Raw genomic sequence first — 21,605 nt, forward strand, 5'->3', positions numbered from 1 at the left:
GAGTATCAGACCGAGAACACCCCATGCCGAAATCCGACCAAGGCGGGGACCCCTCTCTACTCGGGGTCCTCGGGGTCGCTGTCCGCCGACACGGTCAGACCCCATGGCCTGACCTTCAGGTCAACGCTGTCCCAACGCTTCGGCACGAGCCGAAGACCGAGGAGACCGGCGATTATCATCACAACCAGCAGTAGAGATGTCCACATCATTCGTTTCTCACGCGCGGTGCTAGGACACCGCGCAACGAACTGTTCTCCTCGTCCTCTTTTAAATATTACAAAAGTAGGCTATCACGACTATTTTGGCAATCAGAATGTATAAGTATTATCGTAAGCAAGTATACCACGTAGTCGAAGACTGAGAGCGGTTCAGTCGTCGCAACCAGAGAGTATCCACATCGCGGTTGCGCGGTGCTAGGACACCGCGCGGATTTCTCACGAAGTGCGATTCCCGATAGTGACATCTCTCGCTTTCGAGTGACTTTTGCGGTTCAACGCCGATGTCTGTCGGCAACTTCCCGGATTGAACTGTACTTACGTCGAAATCGGCCGATACGCTTATATCGTCCCGTCAGAAATCTGCGCTCGCATATCTTCAATGCATGGCACGCGATTTAAACAAGGCACGCGATAACTCGGTCGGAACGAACGGCGAACGAAACTCTGCCGGCGACTCGACCGGCGGGACGACCGGATTGGCAGGCGAACTGGCGGCCGACGCCTACAACATCGTCGCCGCCATCGGATTTCTCTCGGTGGCCTACTGGGTCCTGTTTCGGAATCTCCCGGCAGAACTGTTCACCCTCGGCCTCGTGGCGACGGCGCTCATCGCGGTGAACGTCGTCGTGGCTGTCCGAGGCTGGTACGGGTGAAAACGGACGCGGGCGACGAAACGTGAGTCGCCTGCGTGGCGTCGCTACTCCTCGTCGCCGAGGAGTCGCTCGACCAGATTCTCCGGGTCGAACTGCTCGATGTGGTCGTAGCCCTGCCCGGTGCCGAGGAAAAGAATCGGCTTCCCGGTGACGTGGGCGATGGAGATTGCCGCGCCGCCCTGCGAGTCGGCGTCGGCCTTCGTCAAGATTGCGCCATCGATTTCGGCGGCGTCGTTGAACTGCTTGGCGCGCTGAACCGCGTCCTGTCCGGCCACGGCCTCGTCCACGAACAGCGTCATGTCCGGGCCGACCACGCGGTTGATTTTCTCCAACTGGTCCATCAGACCCTCGTCGGTGTGTAGCCGACCGGCCGTGTCGCCCAGCACCACGTCGATGTCGTGGGAGTCGGCGTACTCCACGGCGTCGTAGATGACCGCCGCGGGGTCGCCGCCCTGTTCGTGGGCGATGAGCTTCTTGTCGAGGTTGTCAGCGTGTTCTCGAATCTGCTCGTTGGCCCCAGCGCGGTAGGTGTCGCCGTTGGCCAGCACCGTCGAGAGGCCGCGCTTCTCGAAGTACTTGGCCAACTTGGCGATGGTGGTCGTCTTGCCGACGCCGTTGACGCCCGTGAAGATGATGGTCACGGGCTTGTCCGCCTCGGCGATTCGCTGGTCGAAGTCGAACTGGCCGACCGAGATGACCTTCAATAGCGAGTCGGCGAGCGCGTCCTCGACCACGTCTGCGGTCTCGGAGTTGAACGACCGGGTCGCGCCCACGAGGTCTTCCCGGATGTTCTCCAGAATCTCGTTGGCGACGTTCATCTCCACGTCGCTCTCCAGCAGGGCCATCTCCAACTCCCAGAGGGGGTCTTCGACGTCCTGTTCCTCGATGACGATTTCGCCCTTGGCGAACGACTTGGCCTTCTGCGCGAACCCACGGCTGGACGACGAATCGTCCTCCTCGGACTCCGAATCGTCGGGCGCGTCCGACGACTCGGCAGTGGTCTCCGCCGGTTCTGTCCCGGCGTCGGCCTCGGCTTCTGCTTCAGCCTCGGCTTCCTCGGCCTTCTCCTCGGTCGTCTCCTCTACGTCTTTGCGGAAACTCCCGAGTTTGTCCTTCAGGCTATCGAACATCGCCGGTTACTCGTCCTCGCCTTCTTCCTGCTGGCCCTGCATCTGTTGCATCTGCTGTTGCATCTGCTGTTGCTGGAGTTGCTGGGCCTTCTGCTCCAGTTCCGCGCTCTCCTCCTCGACGTCGCTAATCTCGTCTTCGAGTTCCGAGATGCGCTGGTCGAGGGTGTCCTGCTTGTTTTCGAGGGTCTCGACCGCGTTCTCCTCGTCGCGCTCCGCGGCGTAGCCGCCGCCGAGTTCCACGACGATTTCGTCGAGGTCCTGCACCTCTGCGCGGACGTGCGCGCCGCCGCCGAGCGGGACCTGCACCGTCGAACCGGTTTCGAGGGCGTCGATGGTGTCGATGGCCTCGCCGATGTCGTCCTTCTCGTCTTGGAGGTCATCAACCTCGTCTTCGAGGGCTTCCTGCTGTTCTTCGAGTTCCTGCAGTTGCTGGGACAGCTCCTGAAGCTCGGGGTTTCCGCCACCGCCCATCATTGTGCTTCGACCTCCTCGACCTCAATCTGGGTACGCTTTACACCGTGGTAGCTACCGAAGTTGGTGTAGGTGCGCTCCTCGGCTACGTCCTCGTTGTCTGCGTCGATGCTCGTCTCGAACTCCTGCCAGCCGTCACGGGCTTGGAACTTGCCGCGAACAGTAAACTCACTCATGGGGCAATCTGGGACGCGCGGAGGGAAGAATCTTCCTACTCGGGGACGGAGAAATCCAATCCGGTCGCGGGGACGGCGGTTCCGGTCGGTGGCGGTTTCAGACGGCGGCGATTCTCGGAGGACGCCGGGCGTCCCTCCCACCGAGAAGTTCGAAAATGATTCTCAAATATAGAAAAATAATCTCTAAACAATTAAATAGTTAGTTCTCGTGGTCGCGCTGTAGCTCCGCGAACAGGTCGGCGACGCGCTCCTCGATTTCGTCTCGAATCTCGCGCACGGCGTCGAGGCCCTGCCCGTCGGGGTCGTCCAGCCCCCAGTCGCGGTTCTCGCCCGACCACGTCGCCGGGCACACGTCCTTGGCCGAACACCCCATGGTGATGACGTAATCGCAGTTCTGTAGGTCCTCGTGGGTCACCTCGCGGGGCGTTCGGTCGGCGAGGTCGAAGTCGCGCTCGGCCATGACCTCGACCACTTCGTCGTGAACGTGGTCCGCTGGGTCGGTCCCGCCGGTGGTGATTTCCAGCCACTCCAGTCCTCGCTGGCGGGCTTCACGCTCCGCGAGGGCGGTCGCCATCTGGCTCCGCCCGGCGTTCTGGACGCAGACGAACGCGACTCGCGTTCCCTCACTCATCGTCCCGGTCCTCCTTGCCCTCTCCTTTCTTGTCTCGGTCCTCCTCGCTGTCCGCCCCGAGCGCCCCGAGGACCCGCTCGGCTTTCCCAGTCGGTCGGTAGTAGCGCCACTTGCCCTCCTTGCGGCGGGCCACCAGTCCGGCGTCGGTCAACTCCGACAGCGCGTGGCTAATCGCGCTGTCGCTCACGTCCAACAGCGGCGATAACTCGCAGACGCAGAGGTCGTCGTCGGCCTCTGCGAGGAGTCGCACGATTCGATACCGGGTGTCGCTGGCGAGCGCGGACAGCACCCGGACGCGCTCGGCGACCTCCTCGTCAGCGGTCGCGGCGTCGAGTTCGCGCAGGTCGGCGAGTCGGGCTTCCACGTCGGCCTCACAGCACTCCTCGAGTTCGTCGGCGAGGAGTCGCCGGAGGCGGTCGTTGGCTTGAGCCATTGGCAAACGATTGCACAGGTGTTCAGATAAGTGTTCGGTGTCTTCTCCGTATTCGACTTCGTTGCGTTCTGAATCGGCAGTAGAGCGAGAACTGATGGTGAGAACGTCGGGTCTGTGTGAGAATGCTCCTGTCGAGTAATCAGATGTTGTCGTGAGGCTGAACAGCAGAACCGGTGTGGTGTTTGTTTATCGAAGCCCCGGCCGCTTCATCCCACCCGTCGCCTGTTCTACCGGGCGCGTCCTCGTGGAAAGTGTCACCGAGCGCCCTCGTCCTCACGGCTCGAAGTTCCGGAGTGCGTCGAGTCGATTGCGGACCGCTCCGTCGGCCAGCACGTCTCGCGCCTGCTCGACGCCATCGCCGACCGACTCTGCGCCGCCGCCGGCGTAGATTCGGAACCCGGCGTTGAGGACCACTGCGTCGGCGAACGGACCGTCTCGCTCGCCGGCGAGGACCTCCTCAGTAACACTGGCGGAATCCTCCGCGAGGTCCGCGACCCGGAGGGCCTCGCGCTCGAAGTCCGCGCCGAAGTCGGCCGTCTCGACCGCGCCGTCCTCGATTTCGCCCCCCACCGACTCGTCCCACTCGGCGATGCGGGTCGTGCCGGGGCGCACGTCGTCGTAGCCCTCCATGCCCTGTGCCATCACGACGCGCTCGAAGGGCAACTCCCTGCTCTCCCGAACCGTCCCGGCGATGCGCTCGGCGTAGGAGAGGTGGTAGAAGCTTCCGAAGTGGACCGGCGCGTCGGCGGGGTTCGCCAGCGTCTCGACGGTGTTGATGGAGGTCCGGACTCCGACCTCCTCGCGGGTCGGTCGCAGGTCGTGGACTCGCGGGTTGAACTTCGACTGGGCGTAGAATCCGAATCCCACCTCGTCCACCATCTCCGCGCTCGCTTCGGGTTCGAGGCCGGTGGCGACCCCCAGCGCGTCCAGCACGTCCCGGTAGGTCGTGCCGTGCTTGGCGGGCAGGTCGGGACCGCTGTGGACCACGACTGGCACCCCGGCCTCGGCGGAGACCAACCCGGCCGCGACCCCCAGAATCGCGGTCTTCCGCTTGCCGTCGTAGTTCGCGCCGCAGTCCACCGGGTCGGCCTCGGGCGCAACTGATTCGACCGACCGGTCTCGCATCGCGTCGGCGAACCCGGCCAACTCCTCGGGCGTACTCTCCTTCCAGCGATTCGCCAGCAGGAAGGCCCCGAGTGTCGCCGAGGCCGGATTGCCGACCAGCACGCGCTCGAAGGACTCTCTGGCCTGCTCGTAGCTCATGTCGTCGGCGGTCTTCGGCCCGGAGCCGATTACCTCGGTCAGGAGGCGCTTCAGCGGCCACTCGCCGGAGACGGGACGCTCGCCGACCTCTTTCCCGCTCACTGCTGGTTCACCTCGATTTCCTCCTCGGCGGGACTCGCCGCGCTCGCGGCGGGACTCCACTCGCCCGGCGCTCCACTCTCGCCCGCCGCTCCACTGCCGAGGCAGTGCGCGACTGTCTCGCGGACGTTCACGACCTCGCCGACCACGGTGACGGCGGGCGGTTCGATGCCGACCCGCCGCGCCCGGTCCACGATGGTATCCAGCGTCCCGATGACGGTTCGCTCGTCGTCCAGCGTGGCGCGCTCGACCATCGCCACCGGAGTCTCGTCGCCGACGCCGTGGGATTTCAGCGCCGACACGTTGTCGGGCAGTCGCCCCACGCCCATCAGGACGACGAGGGTCCCGCCGGCCGAGACGATGTTTGCGAGTGATTCCCAGTCTATCGCGCTGTCGGGCTTGGTCGGGTCCTCGTGGCCCGTGACGACCGCGAGAGCAGAGGCGTGGTCTCGGTGGGTCGCCGGAATCCCGCCGGCGCTCGGCCCGGCAATCGCACTCGTCACGCCGGGCACGAACTCGAAGGGGACGCCGTGGTGGGCGAGGTGTTCGGCCTCCTCGCCGCCGCGCCCGAACAGGGTCGGGTCGCCGCCCTTGAGTCGCACCACGTCCCGGCCCGCTCTGGCGTGGCGGACGAGTCGGTCGTTGATTTCGGCTTGGGGCGTCCTGTCGCCGCCGGGGCGCTTGCCCACGTTCTCGACGGCGGTTCGGTCGGGGAGCGATTCCACGATGGCCTCTCCGACGAGGTTGTCGCGGAGGACCACCTCGGCCTCGTCCAGCAGTCGCCGGGCCTTCACGGTCAGCAGTTCGGGGTCGCCGGGGCCTGCGCCGACGAGGTAGACGGTTCCGGTGGTATCTGTCGCGTGGCTCATGGTTCTGGTCGGCGGTCGTGATTTGGGGTGTCGGAGACGCCGCTGGCCCGCCGGTAGCGCACCCGGTAGACGTTCGCCGGGTCGGTCAGGTCGCCCCGCGGGACGGCGGCGTCGGGTCGGTCGGAATGCGATTCGTCGGTGGCGGTCTCAGTTCCGTCGCGCTCGTGCTGGAGAAATTCGCGGCCAGCGGCGACGAGGAACGAACACGGTTCACAGCAGGGAAGGTCCCCGCCCTCGGAATCTGATGCGGCGTCGTCGCCGAGCGATTCGGGGTCCTCGCCTTCGCTCTCGGCCCACTCGCGGCGCTTCGCGCAGTTGCCACAGCAGGCCTCGACGGTTCGTTCGAGTTCCTCGCGGGAGAGGTCGGCCACGCAGTCGTAGATGCCCGTCTGGCGGTCGGCGACGGCGCGGAAGGGGACCGGTTCGAGGTTCCCAGCGCGCTCGGTGGCCCAATGCTCGACTCCGGCGGGGTAGACAGTCGAAACCGCCCCGAGGAGACCACCCCGGTCGAGGCCCGAGCAGACCCACCCCGTCGGAAGCGTCTCCTCGCCGGCGAAGGGTCGGTAGCGTCCGTCGTCGGCGTCCCGGACCGTCTCGCGCAGGTCGCCGAGAGCGAGCGCGTCGAGGTGGTCTGTCGGGGCGTCTCGGTCCTCGCGGTGGCGCAGTTCGTACTCGTTGCTCTCGGTCTGCGTGACTGCGAGTTCGCCCCAGACGGTCGCTCCCTCGCTCTCGACCCACGAGACGAAGGCCTCGCCGGCCTCCTCGCGGACCGGTCGGGAGGACGCCCCCGCGGCGTCGAGATTCGCCCCGGCCTCCTCGGCGCGTTCCAGCACGACATCGACCACGAGCGGGTCGGTGCCGACCGCCGAGGAGTACCAGATTCGGCGGTCCCCGACCGTGCCCGGAACGGGGTAGTCTGCTCTGGGTTCGTCGGTCAGGCCCAGTAGTTCCGGAATCTCGTCCTGCGTGTGAAACCCGTCGGCGGCGAACAGCGGGACGACCGCCAACTCGTCGGCGTCGAACTGCTCGCGGGCGTCCTCGACGGAGGGCGCTTCGTCCATGAACAGCGCGCCGACTTCGGCGAAGGTGCCGCGGTCCCGCAGGGCTTCGACGTGACTGTAGATTGCGTCGGCGCTGTTGGGGTTGCGCTCGGTGCCGTGGCCGATTACCGCGAGCGCGGTCTCTCCGGGTTCCGCGGGGTCGTCGTCCAGCATCCGGCGGGCGCGGGCCGAGATTACGTCCGTCATCGCGGGATGGGTGCCGATTGGGTCGGCGTACCGGACCCTCAGGGGGTCGTCGCTCGGCGGTTCGTCGCCCAGCAGGTTGCCGCCCGCCCGGTCCGCCTCGCCGAGGGCGAACTCCCGCGGAAGCACTTGGTCCACGAAGTAGCCCTCGCTGACGAACAGGGGGACCACGATGGCCTCGTCGGCGTCCACGGTGTGCAGGACGTTCCGAATCGAGGGGGCCTCCTTCCAGAACGCCGGGCGGACCTCGGCGAAACTGCCTCGCTCGCGGATGGCTTCGACGGCGCGGTGGACCGGCGTCGAGGAGTCCGGATTTCGGTGCGAACCGTGGCCCGCGACGACGAGGGCCTGCTCAGTCATCGGTCTCCTCCGCGCGATTTTCGGCGGCGTTTCGCTGAGCCTGCTCGACTTTCGCGGCGTACTTTTCGAGGTCTGCGGCGACTTTCCGGGCCTGTTCGGCCGAGAGGTCCACGCTGTCGGCGTGGGCCGGCAGGCGGTCGAGTTGGGTGTTGTCGAGTTCCAACTGGAGTTCCACCTTCTCGGGGTCGTTCCGGGGCGCGGTCACGTTCAGGACGGCGCGGGCCGATTCGGCGAAGTCGTGGCCCTCGGCGCTGGCGTCCACGAGGTCGAGGGTCGTGTAGGCGTTGACTTTGAGTAGGCGGTCTACCATGCTCAATCGTCGCTCGTGATGGGGTCGCCTCGGGCGTCGGTCGGCGCGGGCGAGTCGGTCATGTCGTCTTCGTCGGCGTAGGGGTACCACGTCATCTTCGTGTTGTGCATGTAGGGGTCGTCGTAGTCGGTCTCCTCGGGGTCGGCGAGGGCCTGCATCTCGTCCTCGTCGCGCTCTCGGACGAAATCGCGGAAGCTCTGGCCCTCCTCGCGCTGGTCCTCGTAGGCGGACAGCAGATTTCGGACGTAGCCGGGAATCTCGTCGGCCGGGACGCGCATCTCCACCCAGTCGGCGAACTCGGGGTTCTCGCCGAGGCCGCCGCCCAGACCCACGTCGAAGGCCTCGACCGGTTCGCCGTCCTTGCGGGCTTTCATTCCCCGGAGCGAGATGTCCGCGATTTGGGGCTGGGCGCAGGAGGCGGTACACCCGGAGAGGTGGATGTGGAAGTCCTCGACGCCTTCCGGCACCGGGACGTTCGCTTTCAGCCAGCGGGCGTACCTGACCATCCGGTTTTTGGTCTCCACGATGGACAGCGAGCAGTACTCGGTGCCGGTGCAGGCGATGGACCCACGGAGGAAGGGATGGGGGTCGGGCGAGTAGGAGTCGAGCAGTTGCTCGTCGAGGAAGGAACCGAGGTCTTCGGAGGCGATGTCGCCGACGATGACGTTCTGGCGCTGAGTCAGGCCAATCATCTCCGAGCCGTACTCGTCGGCGAGGTCGGCGAGTTCGATGACTTCTTGCGCGCCCATCCGACCGACCAATACCGAGAGACCGACGAAGTGGTTCCCGTCGTGTTGGTCGTGGACGCCCACGTAATCGCCCGGCGCGTCGGCGCGTCCGGCGTTGTAGTCGTACTGGTCGCGCCGATTTTCGCCGGCGGTCGGGAGTTCGTAGTCCACGTAGTCGTCTTGCAGGACTTCGCGGACCTCCTCGGGACCCCACTCGTCCACGAGGAACTTCATCCGGGCGTTGAATCGGTCCTCGCGGTCGCCGTGGTCGCGGAACAGTCCCGAGAGGCCCGCCGCGACCTCGCTGGCGTTCTCGGGCCGGCAGAACACGTCGATGTCGCGGGCGAATCGCGGCTCTTTCCGGGCGAGACCGCCCCCGACTCGGACGTTGAAGCCCGCGACTTCTTCGCCGTCGATATTTTTCACGGCGGGTTCGAAGGCGAGGTCGTTGATGTCGCCCTGTCCCGCGCCGCGGGTGTCGCCCGTGACGGCGACCTTCCACTTGCGAGGCAGGTTGGCGTAGAGGTCGTTGCCCTTGAACTCGTCGTGGAGGTCCTGCACGATGGGCCACACGTCGAGGAGTTCGTCGGCGTCCCGCCCCGCGACCGGCGACCCGACGATGTTGCGCCACGAGTCGCCGCAGGCCTGCATCGTCCCGAGACCGACCGCCTCCAACTTCTCGAAGATGTCGGGCACGTCCTCGATTTTTATCCAGTGGAGTTGGACCGACTGGCGCGTCGTGAAGTCGGCGTAGGCCGCGCCGAACTCGGGATTCTCGACCGGACCGATGGCGTACTCCCGAGCGACTTCACCGATGGTCCGTAGCTGTTCGGGCGTGAGTCGGCCCATCGGCACCCCGACGCGCATCATGAAGTACGACTCTTGGCCCTTCCGCTGGTGGTACAGTCCCCACCACTTGAACCGCTCGAACCACGCGTCCTGCTCGTCGTCGGGAATGGCGTCCCAGCCCTCGTCGGCGAACTCGTAGAGGCTGTCTCGGACCTCCGTCCCGTACGCTTCGTCCTTCCAGCCTTCGACCTTACTCGGCATGGGCGAGAGAATGCGACCCACCCCTAAAGCGCCGGTTCCCCCGTCAAACTTCCCCGACGCTCCCGCCAATCGGCGGGTGTTGCCGGCGTCGAGGACGCCGCCCGGTCAGGTCCTCCTCGGCAACTGGACCGCCGAGAAGGCGACCCGTCGAAGCCGTCCTGTGTCGCGGTCCACTCGTCCGAGCGTCAGCCAATCGGTGACGCCGCTCGCGCCGCAGGCGACGCACTGACCGGCGACGCGGGCCTCGACCGCGGGCCACTCGACGCCGACCTCCACGAACCCCTCGGCGAGGAAATCGGCGAGGTCGCAGTCACAGAAGTCGTGCTGTCCGAGGAGCCACAACTCGCTGACGGGGACCGACCGCTCGTCGTTGACGCTGAGCCACGCGCCGTCGTCCAACTGGTGGATAGAGACGACCATGCCAGCGTCGAGGGCCAGACCGGCGGTAAGCGTGTCGTCGCCCGCGACGCTTGCCGACTGTCGCGGAACTCGGTGACGCGCTCTCGGTGCCGAACCGACCGGTAGGGTTCGTGTCCGGCCGGTTCCGGGGTCCTCGGCCGAATCCCGGCCCGTCGCGGGAACCGGACAAAACCACCGCGGCGTGCGAGCATCGGTAGCGATTACGGGCGAGCGCGGCCTTTTACCCGGCGTTCCCCTACGCCGAGACGATGACTGCCGACGAGGAACTGACAGAGCGGTCCGACAGCGACGAGTCGCCCGAGGACGCCCCCGCCGACGACGACCGGAGTCACTTGGACGGCCTCGAAGACGGGTCGGGGTGTACCGAGATTTGGGAACACCTGAGCGAGCGCCGCGAGAACGACGAGGAGTAGGGGGATGGCCGGGAGTGTCCTCCGCGCTCGAATCTTCGGCTACGTTTCTCTACCTGATACAAATATAGAAGATTCCGATACAATTAGAGAGGAGTCTCAAGAAAACACATATAATTCCTTTTTCGAACAATCGACGGGCTTACAGAACCATCGCGGACTACGAAGAAGAAAGACGGAGAAAACGTCGAGTTTCGCGTCCCGAGCGAAAACGGACTACTCGATGTAGCCGAGCGCTTGGTCGATGCGTCCGAGTTCCGGCCCGGTCGTCTCCTGTCCGACGACGTAGCCGTTCTCGTTGGCCAGCAAGCCCGACCCGACCAGCGGGGCACCGTAGTTGATGGTGCCGATGTCGGCGGGCACGTCGAGTACGTCTTCGAGTCGGTCGAGTTGCGCGTCGGTGGTTTTGGGGTGACAGAGGACGCCCTCGTTCGTGGCGACGGCGGCGGTGCCGACGGTGCGCACGTCGGCGAGTTCGCCGCGTTCCACCTCGACCTCTAGCCCGTCTTTGACCGCCTGCACGGCGTCGCGCGGGAGGTCCGGGTGGACGTAGGCCCCGTTGTCGTTGGCGAGGACCACGTTCCCCGCGGCGTTGATTTTGCCGGGGAGTTCCGTCACGTCGGCGTCCACGGCGTCCTCGATGCGGTCGCGCTCGCGGTCGGTGACGCGACTGCTGACCAGCAGGCCGTTCTCGTTCCCGACGGCGAGCGCGCCGACGGTCGAGGAGCCTCCGACGTTGGTCCGGACGACTTCGACGTCGAGTTCGTCGGTCACGTCAGCGACCACATCGTCGTCCAAGTCCGGCCGGGCCAGCAGGTACTCGTCAGTCGCGCGAGCGAAAACCCCGACGTACGACGACCCGAAAAAGGCGGCGCGGAGCAAAGCTCTACTCTGCGTGTTCCGCTTCGACGATGGTCTCGCCCTCTTCCTCGAATCGGGCGGCGCGAACGCGAAGCTTGCTCGGGGGCTTTTTGCGACCGCGCGACCAGACGGCCTCGTTGATGGAGGGGTCCAGTCGAACCTCGTCCTCCTCGACCTTGAGATGCTGGGCGAGGTGTTCGCGGACGATGGTCATGGCCTTGTCGGCGCGCTTGTGCTTGGCTTCGGCCTTGGCGTCTCGGAGCGGTACCGTGATGACGCGCTCCTCGAAGTCGTTCGCGCTCATTATTCGTCCGTGTCGTTACGCCGCCAGTTTCGGCGCTTGGGGTTGCGTTGCGTCTCGCGGTTGGTCTTCATGATGACCCACGCCGGAACGCGACTGTTCTGTCGGTCGAGCTTGGACAGGCGCTTTTTCTGCGCCTTCGACTTTTTACTCATGGTACCACGTACTTCCCTACCGTGGCTTAAAATCTTGTTCCTTTGCGGCCGGTCCGCCCCGCGAGTCGCTCGGTCACTCCAAGGGGAACGACTCGACGGTCGAATATTCCGGCCCGTCGTCGGTCAGCACGCTCTCGGTCAGTCGGACCTCCGTGACCTCGGTCGTGCCGACTGTCGGCGAGAGTTCTTCGACCTTCTCTTGGACCAACTCCTTGCCGCCAGCGTGTTCCATCCGGGCGAGAGTGGCGTGTGGCGTGAACTCGTGGTCCTCGGGGTCGAAGCCGAGTCGCGTCACCTCGCGCTCGATGTTTTCGTGGAGGACTCCCATCTCGTCGCTCCCCTCGCCGACCCCGAGCCAGACGACCTGAATGTACCCGAGGTCCGGGAAGACGCCGAGGTCCTCGTAGGTGGCCTCGAAGGGTTCGACGCCCGACGAATCGACCGCGCGTCGGATAGCGTTCTTGACTCGCGGGAGTTTCCCCTGACTCACGTCGCCGAGGAACTTGAGCGTGACGTGGGCCTGTTCGGGGTCGGTGAAGTTGAGTCCAGAGGCCTCGGCGAACTCGTCTTGGACGGCCTCGACTTCCGGGGTGAACTCGTCGGGCAGGTCGATGCTGACGAAAAGTCTCATGGTCGATACGTGGTCCTGAACTGGCTTGAAGGTGGGCATCGAATTTCGATAGCGTAGTTCTTAACCCCGCCGAACGCCAAACACCGGGACATGACTGACCCAGAGGACCACGACTTCTCCGAGGGCGACGGATTCGACGAATCCTACGAGGAGTTCGACCTCGACCCGCCCGAACTCGACGTGAACCCGGACAAGGTTGACCCCGTGGACTCGCGCGTCGTCGCGGACCTGCTGGACGACCAGAACGTCGGCGACGAGGTAGACGTGGAGGAACTCATCGACGTGGCGCTGAACTACATGAACATCAACCGGTACGAACAGGCCGCCGATACCTTCGAGCGCGCCGCCCAGTTCGCGCCCGACGACAGCAAACTCGAACAGGAAGCGTGGACCAACAAGGGTGCGGCCCACGCCGAACTCGAGGAGTGGGACGCCGCCATCGGCGACTACCGCGAGGCCCTCCGAATCGACGACGACAGCGAACACGCCGCCACCGCCGAGACGAATCTGGCCTACGCGCTCTGGGAGTCGGGCCGGAGCGAGCAGGCGCTCGAACACGCCGAGAAGGCGGTCGAAATCGACGAGCGATTCGCCGAAGCGTGGTTCAACCGCGGGTTCTTCCTGCTGGAGCGCGGACTGGCCGAGGACGCCCTCAACAGCATCGAGAACGCGATTCGCCTCGGTCTGCGCAACTCGCAGGTGCTGGACGAGAAGGCTCGGGCGCTCGAAGAACTCGGCGAGTACGACGAGGCCGAAGAAATCGCCGAGGAGGCCGAACAGATGCGCGAGCAGGCCGAGCAGGAACTCATCGAACAGCGCCAGCAGAAAGAACAAGAGCGATGATTCTCAACGAGCGCGAGACCGACGAAGGACTCCTCGTGACGGTCTGCGACGACGACGTGCTTGGCGAGACGTTCGAGGACGACGGCGTCTCGCTCACTGTCACCGAGGAGTTTTACGGCGGCGACGAGGCCGACGAGCAGACCGTCGTGAATAGCCTCGCTCGCGCTTCGGTCGCTAACCTCGTCGGGACAGAGGCCGTCGAGTTGGCGATTCGAGAAGGGTTCGTTGACGAGGCCAACGTCCTCGACGTGGAGACGACCTGTCACGCGCAGTTTTTGCGAATGTAGCTCGCTGGTCGCTGGTCGCGCTCCGGTCTCCGGACGACTCTCTCGGCATTCAAAATAAGCTCTAGATATATCTATATAATTTCAAAGGAATGGTTTATCGTTTCGAACGGCTCACTCGTCGTCTGATTCGGCCGTCTCGTCGCCGGAGCTATCGCCCTCGCCGAGCGCCGGGAGGTTGACCACCATCAGAGCGACCACCGAGAGTCCGGTCAGACCAGCGCCCACCGAGGCCAGTCCGGTGTCGAACGCGATGGCCGCGACGGCGTGGAATGCGCCGACGAACGCGAGGCCCAGCAGGAGCATACTCGCGCCGAGTCGTCGTTTCGAGACCATACGGTGGCATCGGGTTGCAGGGTCTTAACCCCACTCCCGTGCGCCGACTTCGGCGGTGAGCGAAACCACTTTCGGTTACAGAACGTCGCCGGGACCGAAGGAATGTTCTTTCTCGAAACCCTACTTGCGAGCAATGGGACTGCAAAAATCGGACGCGCTCAGTCCGGAGCGCATACGAGAGGACTTCCCCATCCTTCAGCGGGAGTTCGACGGCGAGCAGGTGGTCTACCTCGACAACGGCGCGACGAGTCAGACGCCGAATCAGGTTATCGACGCCATCGCCGATTACTACCGGACGTACAATGCTAACGTCCACCGGGGCATCCACCAGTTGAGCCAAGAGGCCTCTGAAGCCTACGAGGAGGCCCACGATACCGTCGCGGAATTCGTCGGTGCCGAGGGGCGCGAGGAGATGGTCTTCACCAAAAACACCACCGAGGCCGAGAATCTGGTGGCTTACGCGTGGGGCCTGAACGAACTCGGGCCGGGCGACGAAATCGTCCTGAGCGAGATGGAACACCACGCTTCGCTGGTCACGTGGCAACAAATCGGCGAGCGCACCGGTGCGGACGTGAAGTTCATCCCCGTCACCGACGAGGGCTACCTCGACATGGACGCCGCCGCCGACCTCATCACCGACGACACCGAGATGGTAAGCGTCCTCCACGTCTCGAACACGCTCGGAACGGTCAACCCCGTCTCGGAACTCGCGGACATCGCCCACGACCACGACTCGTACATCTTCGTGGACGGCGCGCAGGCCGTGCCCAACCGCCCGGTTGACGTGAAGGACATCGACGCGGACTTCTACGCCTTCTCGGCCCACAAGATGCTCGGACCGACCGGCATCGGCGGCCTCTACGGCAAGGCCGACCTGCTGGACGAGATGGAACCGTTCCAGTACGGCGGCGGCATGATTCGCAAAGTCTCGTTCGATGAGACCACGTGGCACGACGTGCCGTGGAAGTTCGAGGCCGGGACGCCGCTCATCGCGCAGGGCGTCGGGTTCGCCGAGGCGGTCGAGTACCTCGAAGACCTCGGGATGGACGAGATTCAGCGCCACGAGGAGACCCTCGCCGAGTACGCCTTGGACCGGATGGCCGAGTTCGACGACATCGAGGTCTACGGGCCGACCGACCCGACCGACCGGAGCGGACTGGTCTCGTTCAACCTCGATAGCGTTCACGCCCACGACCTGACCTCCATCCTGAACGACTCGGCGGTCGCAATCCGGGCGGGTGACCACTGCACGCAACCGCTCCACGACAAACTCGGCGTGGCCGCGACGGCGCGAGCGTCGTTCTACGTCTACAACACGACCGAGGAAATCGACAAACTGGTCGAGGCCGTGGACGACGCCCGGCAGTTGTTCGCGTAGGTCGTCTCGACCGCCGGTCCGAACCGGCCGCTTTTTGGCGGTTCCGTCACACCCTCCGGACATGGTAGACTTGACGATTGCGGCCGTGATGGCGATTCACGTACTGATGGCCGTCCTCTGGACTGGCGGCTACCTCGTGACCGGGATGTTGGTCATCCCGGCGGCCCAGCGGAACGGGTCCCCCGAGTTGGCGCTGGACGTGTTGGACTCGCTGAAGTACTTCGCGTTCGGCGGCATCGCGGTGATGGGTGCCTCCGGCGGCGCGGCGCTGTTGTTCCTCTACGACAACGAACTGCCGGAAGGGACGCGGGGCACCGCGCTCATCGCCATGATGACCCTCTACGGCATCTTCGCGCTGACCAGCATCTGGTCGTGGTACGAGACCAAGAGTGCCCGCGAGGAGAACGTCAGGGAACTCCCCACCCGACTCAAGATGTCCTTCCGGACGAACTCGCTGGTCGCTACCCTGCTTGTCATCGACGCCGCGCTCATCGGGTACGTGGTCTGAGACGCCGGAATTCCCTCTGCGCAACCCTTTTAGGCCGGACTCCCGTACTTCGCAGTAACAATGGGCATGGGCTCGGACATGTACCGCCAGCAGATTCTCGACCACTACAAGAATCCCCGCAACTACGGGGAACTGGAGGAGGCCACCTTCTCCCACGCTGGCGAGAACCCGATGTGCGGTGACGAAATCACGATAGACGTACAGTTAGACGACGACGAGGAGGTCATCGAACGAGTCGCCTTCCGCGGCGACGGATGCGCTATCAGCCAAGCCAGCGCGAGCATGCTGAGCAAGGAACTGAAGGGCATGGCCGTCGAGGAGATGCAGGAGCTAGACCGGGACGACGTTATCGACCTCCTCGGCGTCGATATTAGCCCGATGCGGGTCAAGTGCGCGGTCCTCGCAGAGAAGGTCGTGCAGGACGGCGCGGACATCTACGAGGGCGAGAAGGAACTGGAGAAGACGACGACCGAAGAAGACGACGACTAACGCTCCGAATCCGTTTTTGCGGCTGTAGCGAATTCTCGATTCGAGTTTTCTGGGTGAACAGCGCGAACCGCAGAACCGGTTGGTCGGCCAGCGCGCCACGGTCGGTTGATTCGCCGGGCGTTTGCCGGTGGACTGCTCTCCCGAATGCAATCCGGCGGTTCAAACGAGGTCGTAGTAGTCGCTGAAGACCTCGACGGTCGCTTTGAACAGCGCGAGGATGATGGGTCCGACGAAGATGCCGATAGCCCCGAGGAAGTAGGCCGCGCCGAACACCCCCAACAGGATGACTCCCGAGTGGAGCGACGACTCCTTGTCGATGACCAGCGCCCGGAGGTAGTCGTCGGTGATTGCGACCACCGTCATGCCGTAGACCACGAGGAGCGCGGCCTCGACGAGTCGGCCGTTCACGACCAGATAGATAGTCGCACCGCCTAACACCGGTGCGACGCCGACGATGGGAACCATCGCCAGAAACATCATCACCACGGTCCAGAACGCCGCGTTCGGGACGCCGAGCGCGAACAGGGCGAGGCCCGAGACGAACCCCTGCACGGTGGCGACGAAGACGTGACCCTTGAGGACCGCCCACGTGGCCTCCTCGGCCTCGGCGTAGAGTTCGTTCTGGACCGCCAGCGGGAGCGGGGTGACGCTCTTGGCCCACTCGACCAACGTGTCGCCGTCCTTGAGCAAGTAGTAGAGTAGAAACAGCAAGAGGAGGACGCCGAGCGTGAAGTGGACGCCCGCGCTCGCCAGTCCGGAACTCCGCTCGGCGAGCGCCGAGGTGAAGTTACCGAGCAGTTGGTCGAACCGCGCGCCGATTTGGACGCCGATGACTCGTTCGACCACTCGCTCGACCGACTGATACGTCGGGAGGTCGTCCACGCTACTCGGTAGGTCGCCGATGTCACCGAGCGCGACCTGTAGAAAGAGACCGATTGGCCCGACGAACAGGAAGATGGTCAGCGTGACGAGCGCGAACGCCGCGATTCGGGGACCGACTTCCGGTTCGAGGCGGCGCTGGGCCGGCGTGAGGACGAACGCCAGCAACATCGCCGCGAGGACGTAGGTGAGGAAGGGTCTCACGACGAGAAACGAGAGGAGTGCGAGGACGCCGACCAGAATGGCCGCGAACCCGGTTCGGGCCTTCATGTATCGCCCTAGATGCTATCCCGGCCTAAAGGCCACGCGGCCGATTCGGTGGCTTTTCGGGGCGTCCGCGTCGGTGGCCGCCGACCGCTTGCGGTCTGCTCCCTCGCACTAAGACTAACTATTCATTTCTAAAACAATTGCATAGTTGGCCAAAGTACCGCAATTCGTGTTCGTGTGCGGCGTCCGCTGTGAAACCGCAGAAGAACCGAGGAGTCCGACTTACTCGGGTTTGAGACCGGCGTCCTCGACGCGCATCACGGCCTCGCCGTCGGCGAGGTTGGGCGCGTCCACGAGGCGGACGATACGCTTGTCGCCCTTCGACTTGCGGAGGTAGATGCGGAAGGTGGACTTGTGGCCGAGGATGTTACCACCGATGGGCTGAGTCGGGTCGCCGAAGAACGAGTCGGGGTTAGACGCGACCTGATTCGTCACGACGACCGCGGTGTTGTGGAGGTTGCCCACCTTGTCGAGGTCGTGGAGGTGCTTGTTGAGTTTCTGCTGGCGCTCGGCGAGTTCGCCACGACCGACGTACTCCGCGCGGAAGTGAGCGGTGAGCGAGTCAACACAGAGCAGGCGGACGGGGTACTCGTCGTCTTGGGTCTCGTTGGCGAGTTCTTGGGCCTTCTCGGCCAGCAACATCTGGTGGTTGGAGTTGAACGCCTTGGCGACGTGAATCTTGTCGAGGAAGTCCTCGACCAGCGCCTCCATGGCCTCGTCGTCGTCGGGCGTGCCCTCGATTTCTCGGTCGTCCATCGCGGCCTGAATGGCCTCGTCTGGGAGTCCCTTCACCATGTCGTCGATACGCTCGGGTCGGAAGGTGTCCTCGCTGTCCACGAACATGGCGCTCCCGCCGAGGCCGCCGTGTTCGCGGGGGAGTTGGACGTTGACCGCGAGCTGGTGCGTGACCTGCGACTTACCGGCACCGAATTCGCCGTACACTTCGGTAATCGACTGGGTTTCGACGCCGCCGCCCAGCAGGTCGTCCACCTCGTCGATTTTCCACTTGAGTTTGCCGATTTTCTCTCTGCGCTCCAGCACGGCCGCGCCGGTCTCGAACCCGCCAACGTCGGCGGCCTCGCGGGCCGCCTGCACGATGTCCGCGGCGGTGGAGTCGCCCACGTCGGCAGTGTTCGAGAGTTCGCTGGGGCTGGCTACTGCGAGGCCCTCGTAGGAGTCGAAGCCTGCGTCTCGGAGCTTTTCTGCGGTCGCCGGACCGACGCCCGGCAGTTCTTCGAGGTCTACGTCTGCTGCCATCGTATGCCTGCCTTGTGCCCCTCCTCATATAAACCCCCGTTAACACCGTACTGAAAGTGAAACGGTGGGACATGACGTAGTCAATTCGCCTTGAGACCAAACGTATAACCGGAATAAATGGCCTGCTTATGAAGCAATGAACGGTAGTCAGTAGTGATAGTGGGCACTATTGTACCGAATTATAATTATATAAATATCTGAATCGTTAATAATGGGATTGGTGGCGGGCGAATTTATTACTAGAATTATAATTCAATGAATTCCATCGGATTGTTACGGCTACGTGTGTGCTTTATCTGTTTGGCCTATGTTTCGTTTGATTAAGTATGTAATTCCAAGCAGGCTTCCGCCGCCACCTATTATTGTCACAGGGAGTGGTAAATTTAGGCCATCACTAGTCTCTCCCTCGGAGACGGCACACAGTGTATTACTGCTACCAACATAGATTGATCCGTTTGCTATCGCGGGTGATGATTTTATCCGGCGGCCAAGAGATATTTGGGAGTGTTTGTCCCCCGTCGTTGCATCAAGTGCATACAGATTGCCATCCTCACTTCCAACATATACCGTATTGTTGGTGACCGCTGGTGCCGCAGAAATATACAGTCCTGTCTCAAATGACCACCTTTTCTCACCGTCGTTGTTTGATAATGCGTATATTTTCCGGTCATGACTTCCAGCAAAGACAGTATCTGCTGTTACTGCGGGTGATGCTGTAACCCAGTGGCCTGTCTTGAAAGACCACTCTTCCTCACCATTTTCTGTATTTACAGCATATACTTTGCCGTCGTTACTCCCAAAGTAAACCGTGCCGTCTCGTACTGTCGGCGCGGATTCTATGGTTTCTCCTGTTTCGAATGACCAGATTTGACTGCCGTCCGATGAATCAAGTGCGTATAATTTATTGTCGGCACCCCCCACATAAACAGTCCCTTTCTCAACTGCTGGCGTTGTTTCGGTTGGTACTTTGCTTTGTCGCCAAATTTGAGTTCCATCTGTGCTATCGAATGCGTATATGCCGCTATTACCGATTGTAACGTATAGGTAGTTATTAACGACGGTAAGAGCCGAAACATCAGTAGTACCCTTGTTCCACGGTTGTATTTGCCACTGTTTAGTGCCGTCAGTCGCATTAAGGGCGTAGATATGTCCATCTTTCGCGGCTGCAAACAGAGTTCCATTCACAACCGTCGGAGTAGCAGATACTTTTGCTTCTGTATTAAAAGCCCATTTTTTCTCTCCAGTACTCTTGCTTGTAGCGTAGACGTTTCTATCGTCACTACCTACATAGACTGTCTCCTTACCGATGACTGGTGAGCTTCGTACAGGTCCCTTAGTCTCGAATGACCAATCCGTTCTGAGATTCGATTTTGGGGTCGCGGTTGTATGAATATGACCTGTGTTTGAAGAATCATATCCAAATTCTCGCCACTTTTGCTGATCTAAACTAGAACTTGAGTGCCCAGAAGGCTTTGTCTCGAATGTTCCTACAAAAATGGTGCCCGTCGCTTTCATGAAGCTTCGACGGCTTTGTTTAGTTGCCATGCTGTCTATTAGAAAATGAGAGCATAAATCACTTGTTTCAGAATACACATATACGTGGGGGAAAAGAACCGGTCGAGGGTAGTCACAGTAATAAACCAAAATATGGGAGTCATTAATGTCTGCATCTATTCTTATATAGATCTGATAATTTTCCCAATGATTGCGTGTGTATTTTGGACATTGAGCCGATTCTGGGAGTGATTCCACAAATATAGAAGAATCAATTTAAGAATATATTATATAGGTGTAACTTATAGTCATACAACAATAATTAAGTGTTAGTGTTTTTACTACAGTTTCATGCGGAAAATTGGACGGCGAGAAATGCTTCAAGCAAGTGGAATTGCAGCGACTACACTAATTACCTCCGGCACTGGAACTGCATCGAGTAGCAGTAGTGCTGGAAAACAGAAATTGCGGCTTCGAGCGAACCCGTCGAACCCACTGTCGATCCCAGAAATCTACGAACAAAAGGAGGCCGTCATAAGGAATTCTTCCTTATACGAGAAGAGCAGCCCTGTCCCTAGCATGCAAGCAAAAGGATTCTCTGAAAATGAGAAAATCCTAGCGTATAACTTTGACATTATCAATGGAGTCCCAACTGAGTGGACTGGAACGTATAAATCGATTCCGGACGCTAAAATGGCTTCCGCCTCTACTGCAGAGGTAAGTAAAAAAGAACGAAGGGAAGCAGCAAAACAGAGAGTCTTCAATAAGGCAGCAGCAGACGCACAAGAGAAGCGGGAGCGGAAAAACAATACGACAGACGACTCAGTGACACAGTCTTCTGTATCTACTTCCACTACGACCGATAGCTGGTCTGACTGGACAAAGAAAGCCGAGAGTGACAATTACATCACTTCCGATAATGGAAATGACCTAAGTTGGGAGTCAAAGTGGAAGCACGACCCGTCGGACACTTCACAGCAGGGCCTCAATACAGAACTGATCATGCGACCGTATGATCAAGGCCTTAATCCTTGGGAAAACGTGGACTGCGAAATTGATTTCGATTACAATGGCTCTACATTTAAAGAAATCGCAGACTACGGTCCCGGCAATTCCATCGGAACAAACACGGATACGTTCAATTTGGCGGTCTCGTCTGACTCCGTTGTCCAAGTCGGAATCTCTAGCTCAACGACGAGTTCAAACATAGACATTGACAATAAGAGTGATACAGATGCCAACTACGTCTACCACTGGTACGATATTAGTGGAGATCTTACGACCAATACTGTCCGAGTGAACCAGTCGGCTGTGACCGCAGGTACTGATCCATCTGGGACAGTTACCTACTGTGACCAAGATCTTCAGGGAGTGTTCAATTCCCCCGGTGGCAGAGAGTACGTAAATAAGGAGATTAAGGTGGAGTGGGTTTAAAATCCATAAGTACTAATTACGAA

Annotated in this window: 28 protein-coding genes; 8 read left to right on the plus strand and 20 right to left on the minus strand. The window is 62.0% G+C overall.

From position 1 onward, the window contains the following. Positions 1 to 56: 56 nt before the first annotated feature. On the minus strand, positions 57 to 209 hold the full coding sequence (locus tag P2T57_RS13095; RefSeq protein WP_276299657.1) for a hypothetical protein: 153 nt from the start codon (positions 207 to 209) through the stop codon (positions 57 to 59). Positions 210 to 601: 392 nt separating this feature from the next. On the opposite strand from P2T57_RS13095, the gene P2T57_RS13100 reads away from it, so the two are divergent. Further along, positions 602 to 871, plus strand: a complete 270-nt coding sequence (locus tag P2T57_RS13100; protein ID WP_276299658.1) for a hypothetical protein — start codon at positions 602 to 604, stop codon at positions 869 to 871. 44 nt (positions 872 to 915) lie between these two features. Here P2T57_RS13100 and ftsY read toward each other — a convergent pair whose 3' ends face one another. The 11 genes from ftsY to P2T57_RS13155 all read right to left on the minus strand — a co-directional run bounded on the left by ftsY (position 916) and on the right by P2T57_RS13155 (position 10,055). Next, positions 916 to 2,001, minus strand: a complete 1,086-nt coding sequence (ftsY, locus tag P2T57_RS13105; protein WP_276299659.1) for a signal recognition particle-docking protein FtsY — start codon at positions 1,999 to 2,001, stop codon at positions 916 to 918. 6 nt (positions 2,002 to 2,007) lie between these two features. Further along, entirely contained in the window at positions 2,008 to 2,472 is a 465-nt protein-coding gene (gene pfdA / locus P2T57_RS13110) for a prefoldin subunit alpha (protein ID WP_420028543.1), read from the minus strand. Continuing rightward, entirely contained in the window at positions 2,472 to 2,648 is a 177-nt protein-coding gene (gene rpl18a / locus P2T57_RS13115) for a 50S ribosomal protein L18Ae (RefSeq protein ID WP_276299661.1), read from the minus strand. Before rpl18a ends, pfdA begins: the two co-directional genes overlap by 1 nt. Before the next feature lie 199 nt (positions 2,649 to 2,847). Then, positions 2,848 to 3,279, minus strand: a complete 432-nt coding sequence (locus P2T57_RS13120) for an arsenate-mycothiol transferase ArsC (RefSeq protein WP_276299662.1) — start codon at positions 3,277 to 3,279, stop codon at positions 2,848 to 2,850. Beyond that, positions 3,272 to 3,712 carry an ArsR/SmtB family transcription factor gene (locus P2T57_RS13125; protein WP_276299663.1) on the minus strand — a complete coding sequence of 147 codons (441 nt, stop codon included), beginning with the start codon at positions 3,710 to 3,712 and terminating at the stop codon, positions 3,272 to 3,274. The genes P2T57_RS13120 and P2T57_RS13125 overlap by 8 nt, the downstream gene beginning before the upstream one ends. Positions 3,713 to 3,985: 273 nt before the next feature. Next, positions 3,986 to 5,077 (minus strand): anthranilate phosphoribosyltransferase, encoded by a 1,092-nt coding sequence (locus P2T57_RS13130; RefSeq protein WP_276299664.1) that lies wholly within the window; start codon positions 5,075 to 5,077, stop codon positions 3,986 to 3,988. After that, a complete protein-coding gene (cobA, locus tag P2T57_RS13135) occupies positions 5,074 to 5,943 on the minus strand; it encodes a uroporphyrinogen-III C-methyltransferase (protein ID WP_276299665.1) in 870 nt (289 codons plus the stop codon). The genes P2T57_RS13130 and cobA overlap by 4 nt, the downstream gene beginning before the upstream one ends. After that, a complete protein-coding gene (locus P2T57_RS13140; RefSeq protein ID WP_276299666.1) occupies positions 5,940 to 7,547 on the minus strand; it encodes a CbiX/SirB N-terminal domain-containing protein in 1,608 nt (535 codons plus the stop codon). The genes cobA and P2T57_RS13140 overlap by 4 nt, the downstream gene beginning before the upstream one ends. After that, positions 7,540 to 7,857 carry a DUF6360 family protein gene (locus P2T57_RS13145; protein WP_276299667.1) on the minus strand — a complete coding sequence of 106 codons (318 nt, stop codon included), beginning with the start codon at positions 7,855 to 7,857 and terminating at the stop codon, positions 7,540 to 7,542. Before P2T57_RS13145 ends, P2T57_RS13140 begins: the two co-directional genes overlap by 8 nt. A 2-nt stretch (positions 7,858 to 7,859) precedes the next feature. After that, on the minus strand, positions 7,860 to 9,635 hold the full coding sequence (locus P2T57_RS13150; protein ID WP_276299668.1) for a nitrite/sulfite reductase: 1,776 nt from the start codon (positions 9,633 to 9,635) through the stop codon (positions 7,860 to 7,862). A gap of 105 nt (positions 9,636 to 9,740) precedes the next feature. Next, complete coding sequence (locus P2T57_RS13155) at positions 9,741 to 10,055, minus strand: DUF8134 family protein (protein WP_276299669.1); 315 nt, start codon at positions 10,053 to 10,055, stop codon at positions 9,741 to 9,743. 248 nt (positions 10,056 to 10,303) lie between these two features. Between P2T57_RS13155 and P2T57_RS13160 the strand changes: the two genes are divergently transcribed. Continuing rightward, positions 10,304 to 10,468 (plus strand): hypothetical protein, encoded by a 165-nt coding sequence (locus P2T57_RS13160; protein WP_276299670.1) that lies wholly within the window; start codon positions 10,304 to 10,306, stop codon positions 10,466 to 10,468. Positions 10,469 to 10,681: 213 nt separating this feature from the next. Here P2T57_RS13160 and P2T57_RS13165 read toward each other — a convergent pair whose 3' ends face one another. The 4 genes from P2T57_RS13165 to thpR form a co-directional block, all read right to left on the minus strand. Continuing rightward, on the minus strand, positions 10,682 to 11,347 hold the full coding sequence (locus P2T57_RS13165; RefSeq protein ID WP_276299671.1) for a translation initiation factor IF-6: 666 nt from the start codon (positions 11,345 to 11,347) through the stop codon (positions 10,682 to 10,684). Between the two features lie 4 nt (positions 11,348 to 11,351). Further along, positions 11,352 to 11,630 (minus strand): 50S ribosomal protein L31e, encoded by a 279-nt coding sequence (locus P2T57_RS13170; RefSeq protein WP_276299672.1) that lies wholly within the window; start codon positions 11,628 to 11,630, stop codon positions 11,352 to 11,354. Further along, on the minus strand, positions 11,630 to 11,782 hold the full coding sequence (locus P2T57_RS13175) for a 50S ribosomal protein L39e (RefSeq protein WP_276299673.1): 153 nt from the start codon (positions 11,780 to 11,782) through the stop codon (positions 11,630 to 11,632). The genes P2T57_RS13170 and P2T57_RS13175 overlap by 1 nt, the downstream gene beginning before the upstream one ends. Positions 11,783 to 11,855: 73 nt before the next feature. Beyond that, positions 11,856 to 12,413, minus strand: a complete 558-nt coding sequence (gene thpR / locus P2T57_RS13180) for an RNA 2',3'-cyclic phosphodiesterase (RefSeq protein WP_276299674.1) — start codon at positions 12,411 to 12,413, stop codon at positions 11,856 to 11,858. A 90-nt stretch (positions 12,414 to 12,503) separates the two neighbouring features. Between thpR and P2T57_RS13185 the strand changes: the two genes are divergently transcribed. Beyond that, complete coding sequence (locus P2T57_RS13185) at positions 12,504 to 13,256, plus strand: tetratricopeptide repeat protein (RefSeq protein WP_276299675.1); 753 nt, start codon at positions 12,504 to 12,506, stop codon at positions 13,254 to 13,256. Then, positions 13,253 to 13,543 (plus strand): DUF424 domain-containing protein, encoded by a 291-nt coding sequence (locus P2T57_RS13190; RefSeq protein ID WP_276299676.1) that lies wholly within the window; start codon positions 13,253 to 13,255, stop codon positions 13,541 to 13,543. The genes P2T57_RS13185 and P2T57_RS13190 overlap by 4 nt, the downstream gene beginning before the upstream one ends. A 111-nt stretch (positions 13,544 to 13,654) precedes the next feature. On the opposite strand, the gene P2T57_RS13195 is transcribed toward P2T57_RS13190, so the two are convergent. Next, a complete protein-coding gene (locus P2T57_RS13195; RefSeq protein WP_276299677.1) occupies positions 13,655 to 13,876 on the minus strand; it encodes a hypothetical protein in 222 nt (73 codons plus the stop codon). A gap of 133 nt (positions 13,877 to 14,009) precedes the next feature. Here P2T57_RS13195 and P2T57_RS13200 point away from each other — a divergent pair, with 133 nt between their 5' ends. From P2T57_RS13200 to sufU, 3 genes are all read left to right on the plus strand, one after another. Further along, positions 14,010 to 15,254 carry an aminotransferase class V-fold PLP-dependent enzyme gene (locus P2T57_RS13200; protein ID WP_276299678.1) on the plus strand — a complete coding sequence of 415 codons (1,245 nt, stop codon included), beginning with the start codon at positions 14,010 to 14,012 and terminating at the stop codon, positions 15,252 to 15,254. 61 nt (positions 15,255 to 15,315) lie between these two features. Continuing rightward, the gene (locus tag P2T57_RS13205; protein WP_276299679.1) at positions 15,316 to 15,762 is read left to right on the plus strand and encodes a hypothetical protein; all 447 of its coding nucleotides are present in this window, start codon (positions 15,316 to 15,318) and stop codon (positions 15,760 to 15,762) included. 60 nt (positions 15,763 to 15,822) lie between these two features. Then, the gene (gene sufU, locus P2T57_RS13210; protein WP_276299680.1) at positions 15,823 to 16,251 is read left to right on the plus strand and encodes a Fe-S cluster assembly sulfur transfer protein SufU; all 429 of its coding nucleotides are present in this window, start codon (positions 15,823 to 15,825) and stop codon (positions 16,249 to 16,251) included. A gap of 159 nt (positions 16,252 to 16,410) precedes the next feature. On the opposite strand, the gene P2T57_RS13215 is transcribed toward sufU, so the two are convergent. The 3 genes from P2T57_RS13215 to P2T57_RS13225 form a co-directional block, all read right to left on the minus strand. Next, a complete protein-coding gene (locus tag P2T57_RS13215) occupies positions 16,411 to 17,400 on the minus strand; it encodes an AI-2E family transporter (RefSeq protein WP_276299681.1) in 990 nt (329 codons plus the stop codon). 219 nt (positions 17,401 to 17,619) lie between these two features. Then, the gene (gene radA, locus P2T57_RS13220) at positions 17,620 to 18,654 is read right to left on the minus strand and encodes a DNA repair and recombination protein RadA (protein ID WP_276299682.1); all 1,035 of its coding nucleotides are present in this window, start codon (positions 18,652 to 18,654) and stop codon (positions 17,620 to 17,622) included. Positions 18,655 to 18,933: 279 nt separating this feature from the next. Next, positions 18,934 to 20,199, minus strand: coding sequence for an outer membrane protein assembly factor BamB family protein (locus P2T57_RS13225; protein WP_276299683.1), 1,266 nt, complete (start codon positions 20,197 to 20,199; stop codon positions 18,934 to 18,936). Between the two features lie 300 nt (positions 20,200 to 20,499). Here P2T57_RS13225 and P2T57_RS13230 point away from each other — a divergent pair, with 300 nt between their 5' ends. Further along, positions 20,500 to 21,582, plus strand: coding sequence for a hypothetical protein (locus P2T57_RS13230; RefSeq protein ID WP_276299684.1), 1,083 nt, complete (start codon positions 20,500 to 20,502; stop codon positions 21,580 to 21,582). Positions 21,583 to 21,605: the final 23 nt, after the last annotated feature.

It is taken from the genome of Halorussus lipolyticus (genome assembly GCF_029338375.1).
In the GTDB taxonomy this organism is placed as follows: domain Archaea; phylum Halobacteriota; class Halobacteria; order Halobacteriales; family Haladaptataceae; genus Halorussus; species Halorussus lipolyticus.

What these genes read in the sequence shown, in the direction of transcription:
- cobA (WP_276299665.1), bottom strand. Translation starts at nt 5,943, where the DNA reads ATGAGCCACGCGACAGATACCACCGGAACCGTCTACCTCGTCGGCGCA.
- P2T57_RS13160 (WP_276299670.1), top strand. Translation starts at nt 10,304, where the DNA reads ATGACTGCCGACGAGGAACTGACAGAGCGGTCCGACAGCGACGAGTCG.
- P2T57_RS13155 (WP_276299669.1), bottom strand. Translation starts at nt 10,055, where the DNA reads ATGGTCGTCTCTATCCACCAGTTGGACGACGGCGCGTGGCTCAGCGTC.
- rpl18a (WP_276299661.1), bottom strand. Translation starts at nt 2,648, where the DNA reads ATGAGTGAGTTTACTGTTCGCGGCAAGTTCCAAGCCCGTGACGGCTGG.
- P2T57_RS13100 (WP_276299658.1), top strand. Translation starts at nt 602, where the DNA reads ATGGCACGCGATTTAAACAAGGCACGCGATAACTCGGTCGGAACGAAC.
- P2T57_RS13215 (WP_276299681.1), bottom strand. Translation starts at nt 17,400, where the DNA reads ATGAAGGCCCGAACCGGGTTCGCGGCCATTCTGGTCGGCGTCCTCGCA.
- P2T57_RS13175 (WP_276299673.1), bottom strand. Translation starts at nt 11,782, where the DNA reads ATGAGTAAAAAGTCGAAGGCGCAGAAAAAGCGCCTGTCCAAGCTCGAC.
- P2T57_RS13140 (WP_276299666.1), bottom strand. Translation starts at nt 7,547, where the DNA reads ATGACTGAGCAGGCCCTCGTCGTCGCGGGCCACGGTTCGCACCGAAAT.
- P2T57_RS13200 (WP_276299678.1), top strand. Translation starts at nt 14,010, where the DNA reads ATGGGACTGCAAAAATCGGACGCGCTCAGTCCGGAGCGCATACGAGAG.
- radA (WP_276299682.1), bottom strand. Translation starts at nt 18,654, where the DNA reads ATGGCAGCAGACGTAGACCTCGAAGAACTGCCGGGCGTCGGTCCGGCG.
- P2T57_RS13125 (WP_276299663.1), bottom strand. Translation starts at nt 3,712, where the DNA reads ATGGCTCAAGCCAACGACCGCCTCCGGCGACTCCTCGCCGACGAACTC.
- P2T57_RS13225 (WP_276299683.1), bottom strand. Translation starts at nt 20,199, where the DNA reads ATGGCAACTAAACAAAGCCGTCGAAGCTTCATGAAAGCGACGGGCACC.
- P2T57_RS13195 (WP_276299677.1), bottom strand. Translation starts at nt 13,876, where the DNA reads ATGGTCTCGAAACGACGACTCGGCGCGAGTATGCTCCTGCTGGGCCTC.
- sufU (WP_276299680.1), top strand. Translation starts at nt 15,823, where the DNA reads ATGGGCATGGGCTCGGACATGTACCGCCAGCAGATTCTCGACCACTAC.
- P2T57_RS13120 (WP_276299662.1), bottom strand. Translation starts at nt 3,279, where the DNA reads ATGAGTGAGGGAACGCGAGTCGCGTTCGTCTGCGTCCAGAACGCCGGG.
- P2T57_RS13150 (WP_276299668.1), bottom strand. Translation starts at nt 9,635, where the DNA reads ATGCCGAGTAAGGTCGAAGGCTGGAAGGACGAAGCGTACGGGACGGAG.
- P2T57_RS13190 (WP_276299676.1), top strand. Translation starts at nt 13,253, where the DNA reads ATGATTCTCAACGAGCGCGAGACCGACGAAGGACTCCTCGTGACGGTC.
- P2T57_RS13170 (WP_276299672.1), bottom strand. Translation starts at nt 11,630, where the DNA reads ATGAGCGCGAACGACTTCGAGGAGCGCGTCATCACGGTACCGCTCCGA.
- pfdA (WP_420028543.1), bottom strand. Translation starts at nt 2,472, where the DNA reads ATGGGCGGTGGCGGAAACCCCGAGCTTCAGGAGCTGTCCCAGCAACTG.
- thpR (WP_276299674.1), bottom strand. Translation starts at nt 12,413, where the DNA reads ATGAGACTTTTCGTCAGCATCGACCTGCCCGACGAGTTCACCCCGGAA.
- ftsY (WP_276299659.1), bottom strand. Translation starts at nt 2,001, where the DNA reads ATGTTCGATAGCCTGAAGGACAAACTCGGGAGTTTCCGCAAAGACGTA.
- P2T57_RS13185 (WP_276299675.1), top strand. Translation starts at nt 12,504, where the DNA reads ATGACTGACCCAGAGGACCACGACTTCTCCGAGGGCGACGGATTCGAC.
- P2T57_RS13205 (WP_276299679.1), top strand. Translation starts at nt 15,316, where the DNA reads ATGGTAGACTTGACGATTGCGGCCGTGATGGCGATTCACGTACTGATG.
- P2T57_RS13095 (WP_276299657.1), bottom strand. Translation starts at nt 209, where the DNA reads ATGATGTGGACATCTCTACTGCTGGTTGTGATGATAATCGCCGGTCTC.
- P2T57_RS13230 (WP_276299684.1), top strand. Translation starts at nt 20,500, where the DNA reads ATGCGGAAAATTGGACGGCGAGAAATGCTTCAAGCAAGTGGAATTGCA.
- P2T57_RS13145 (WP_276299667.1), bottom strand. Translation starts at nt 7,857, where the DNA reads ATGGTAGACCGCCTACTCAAAGTCAACGCCTACACGACCCTCGACCTC.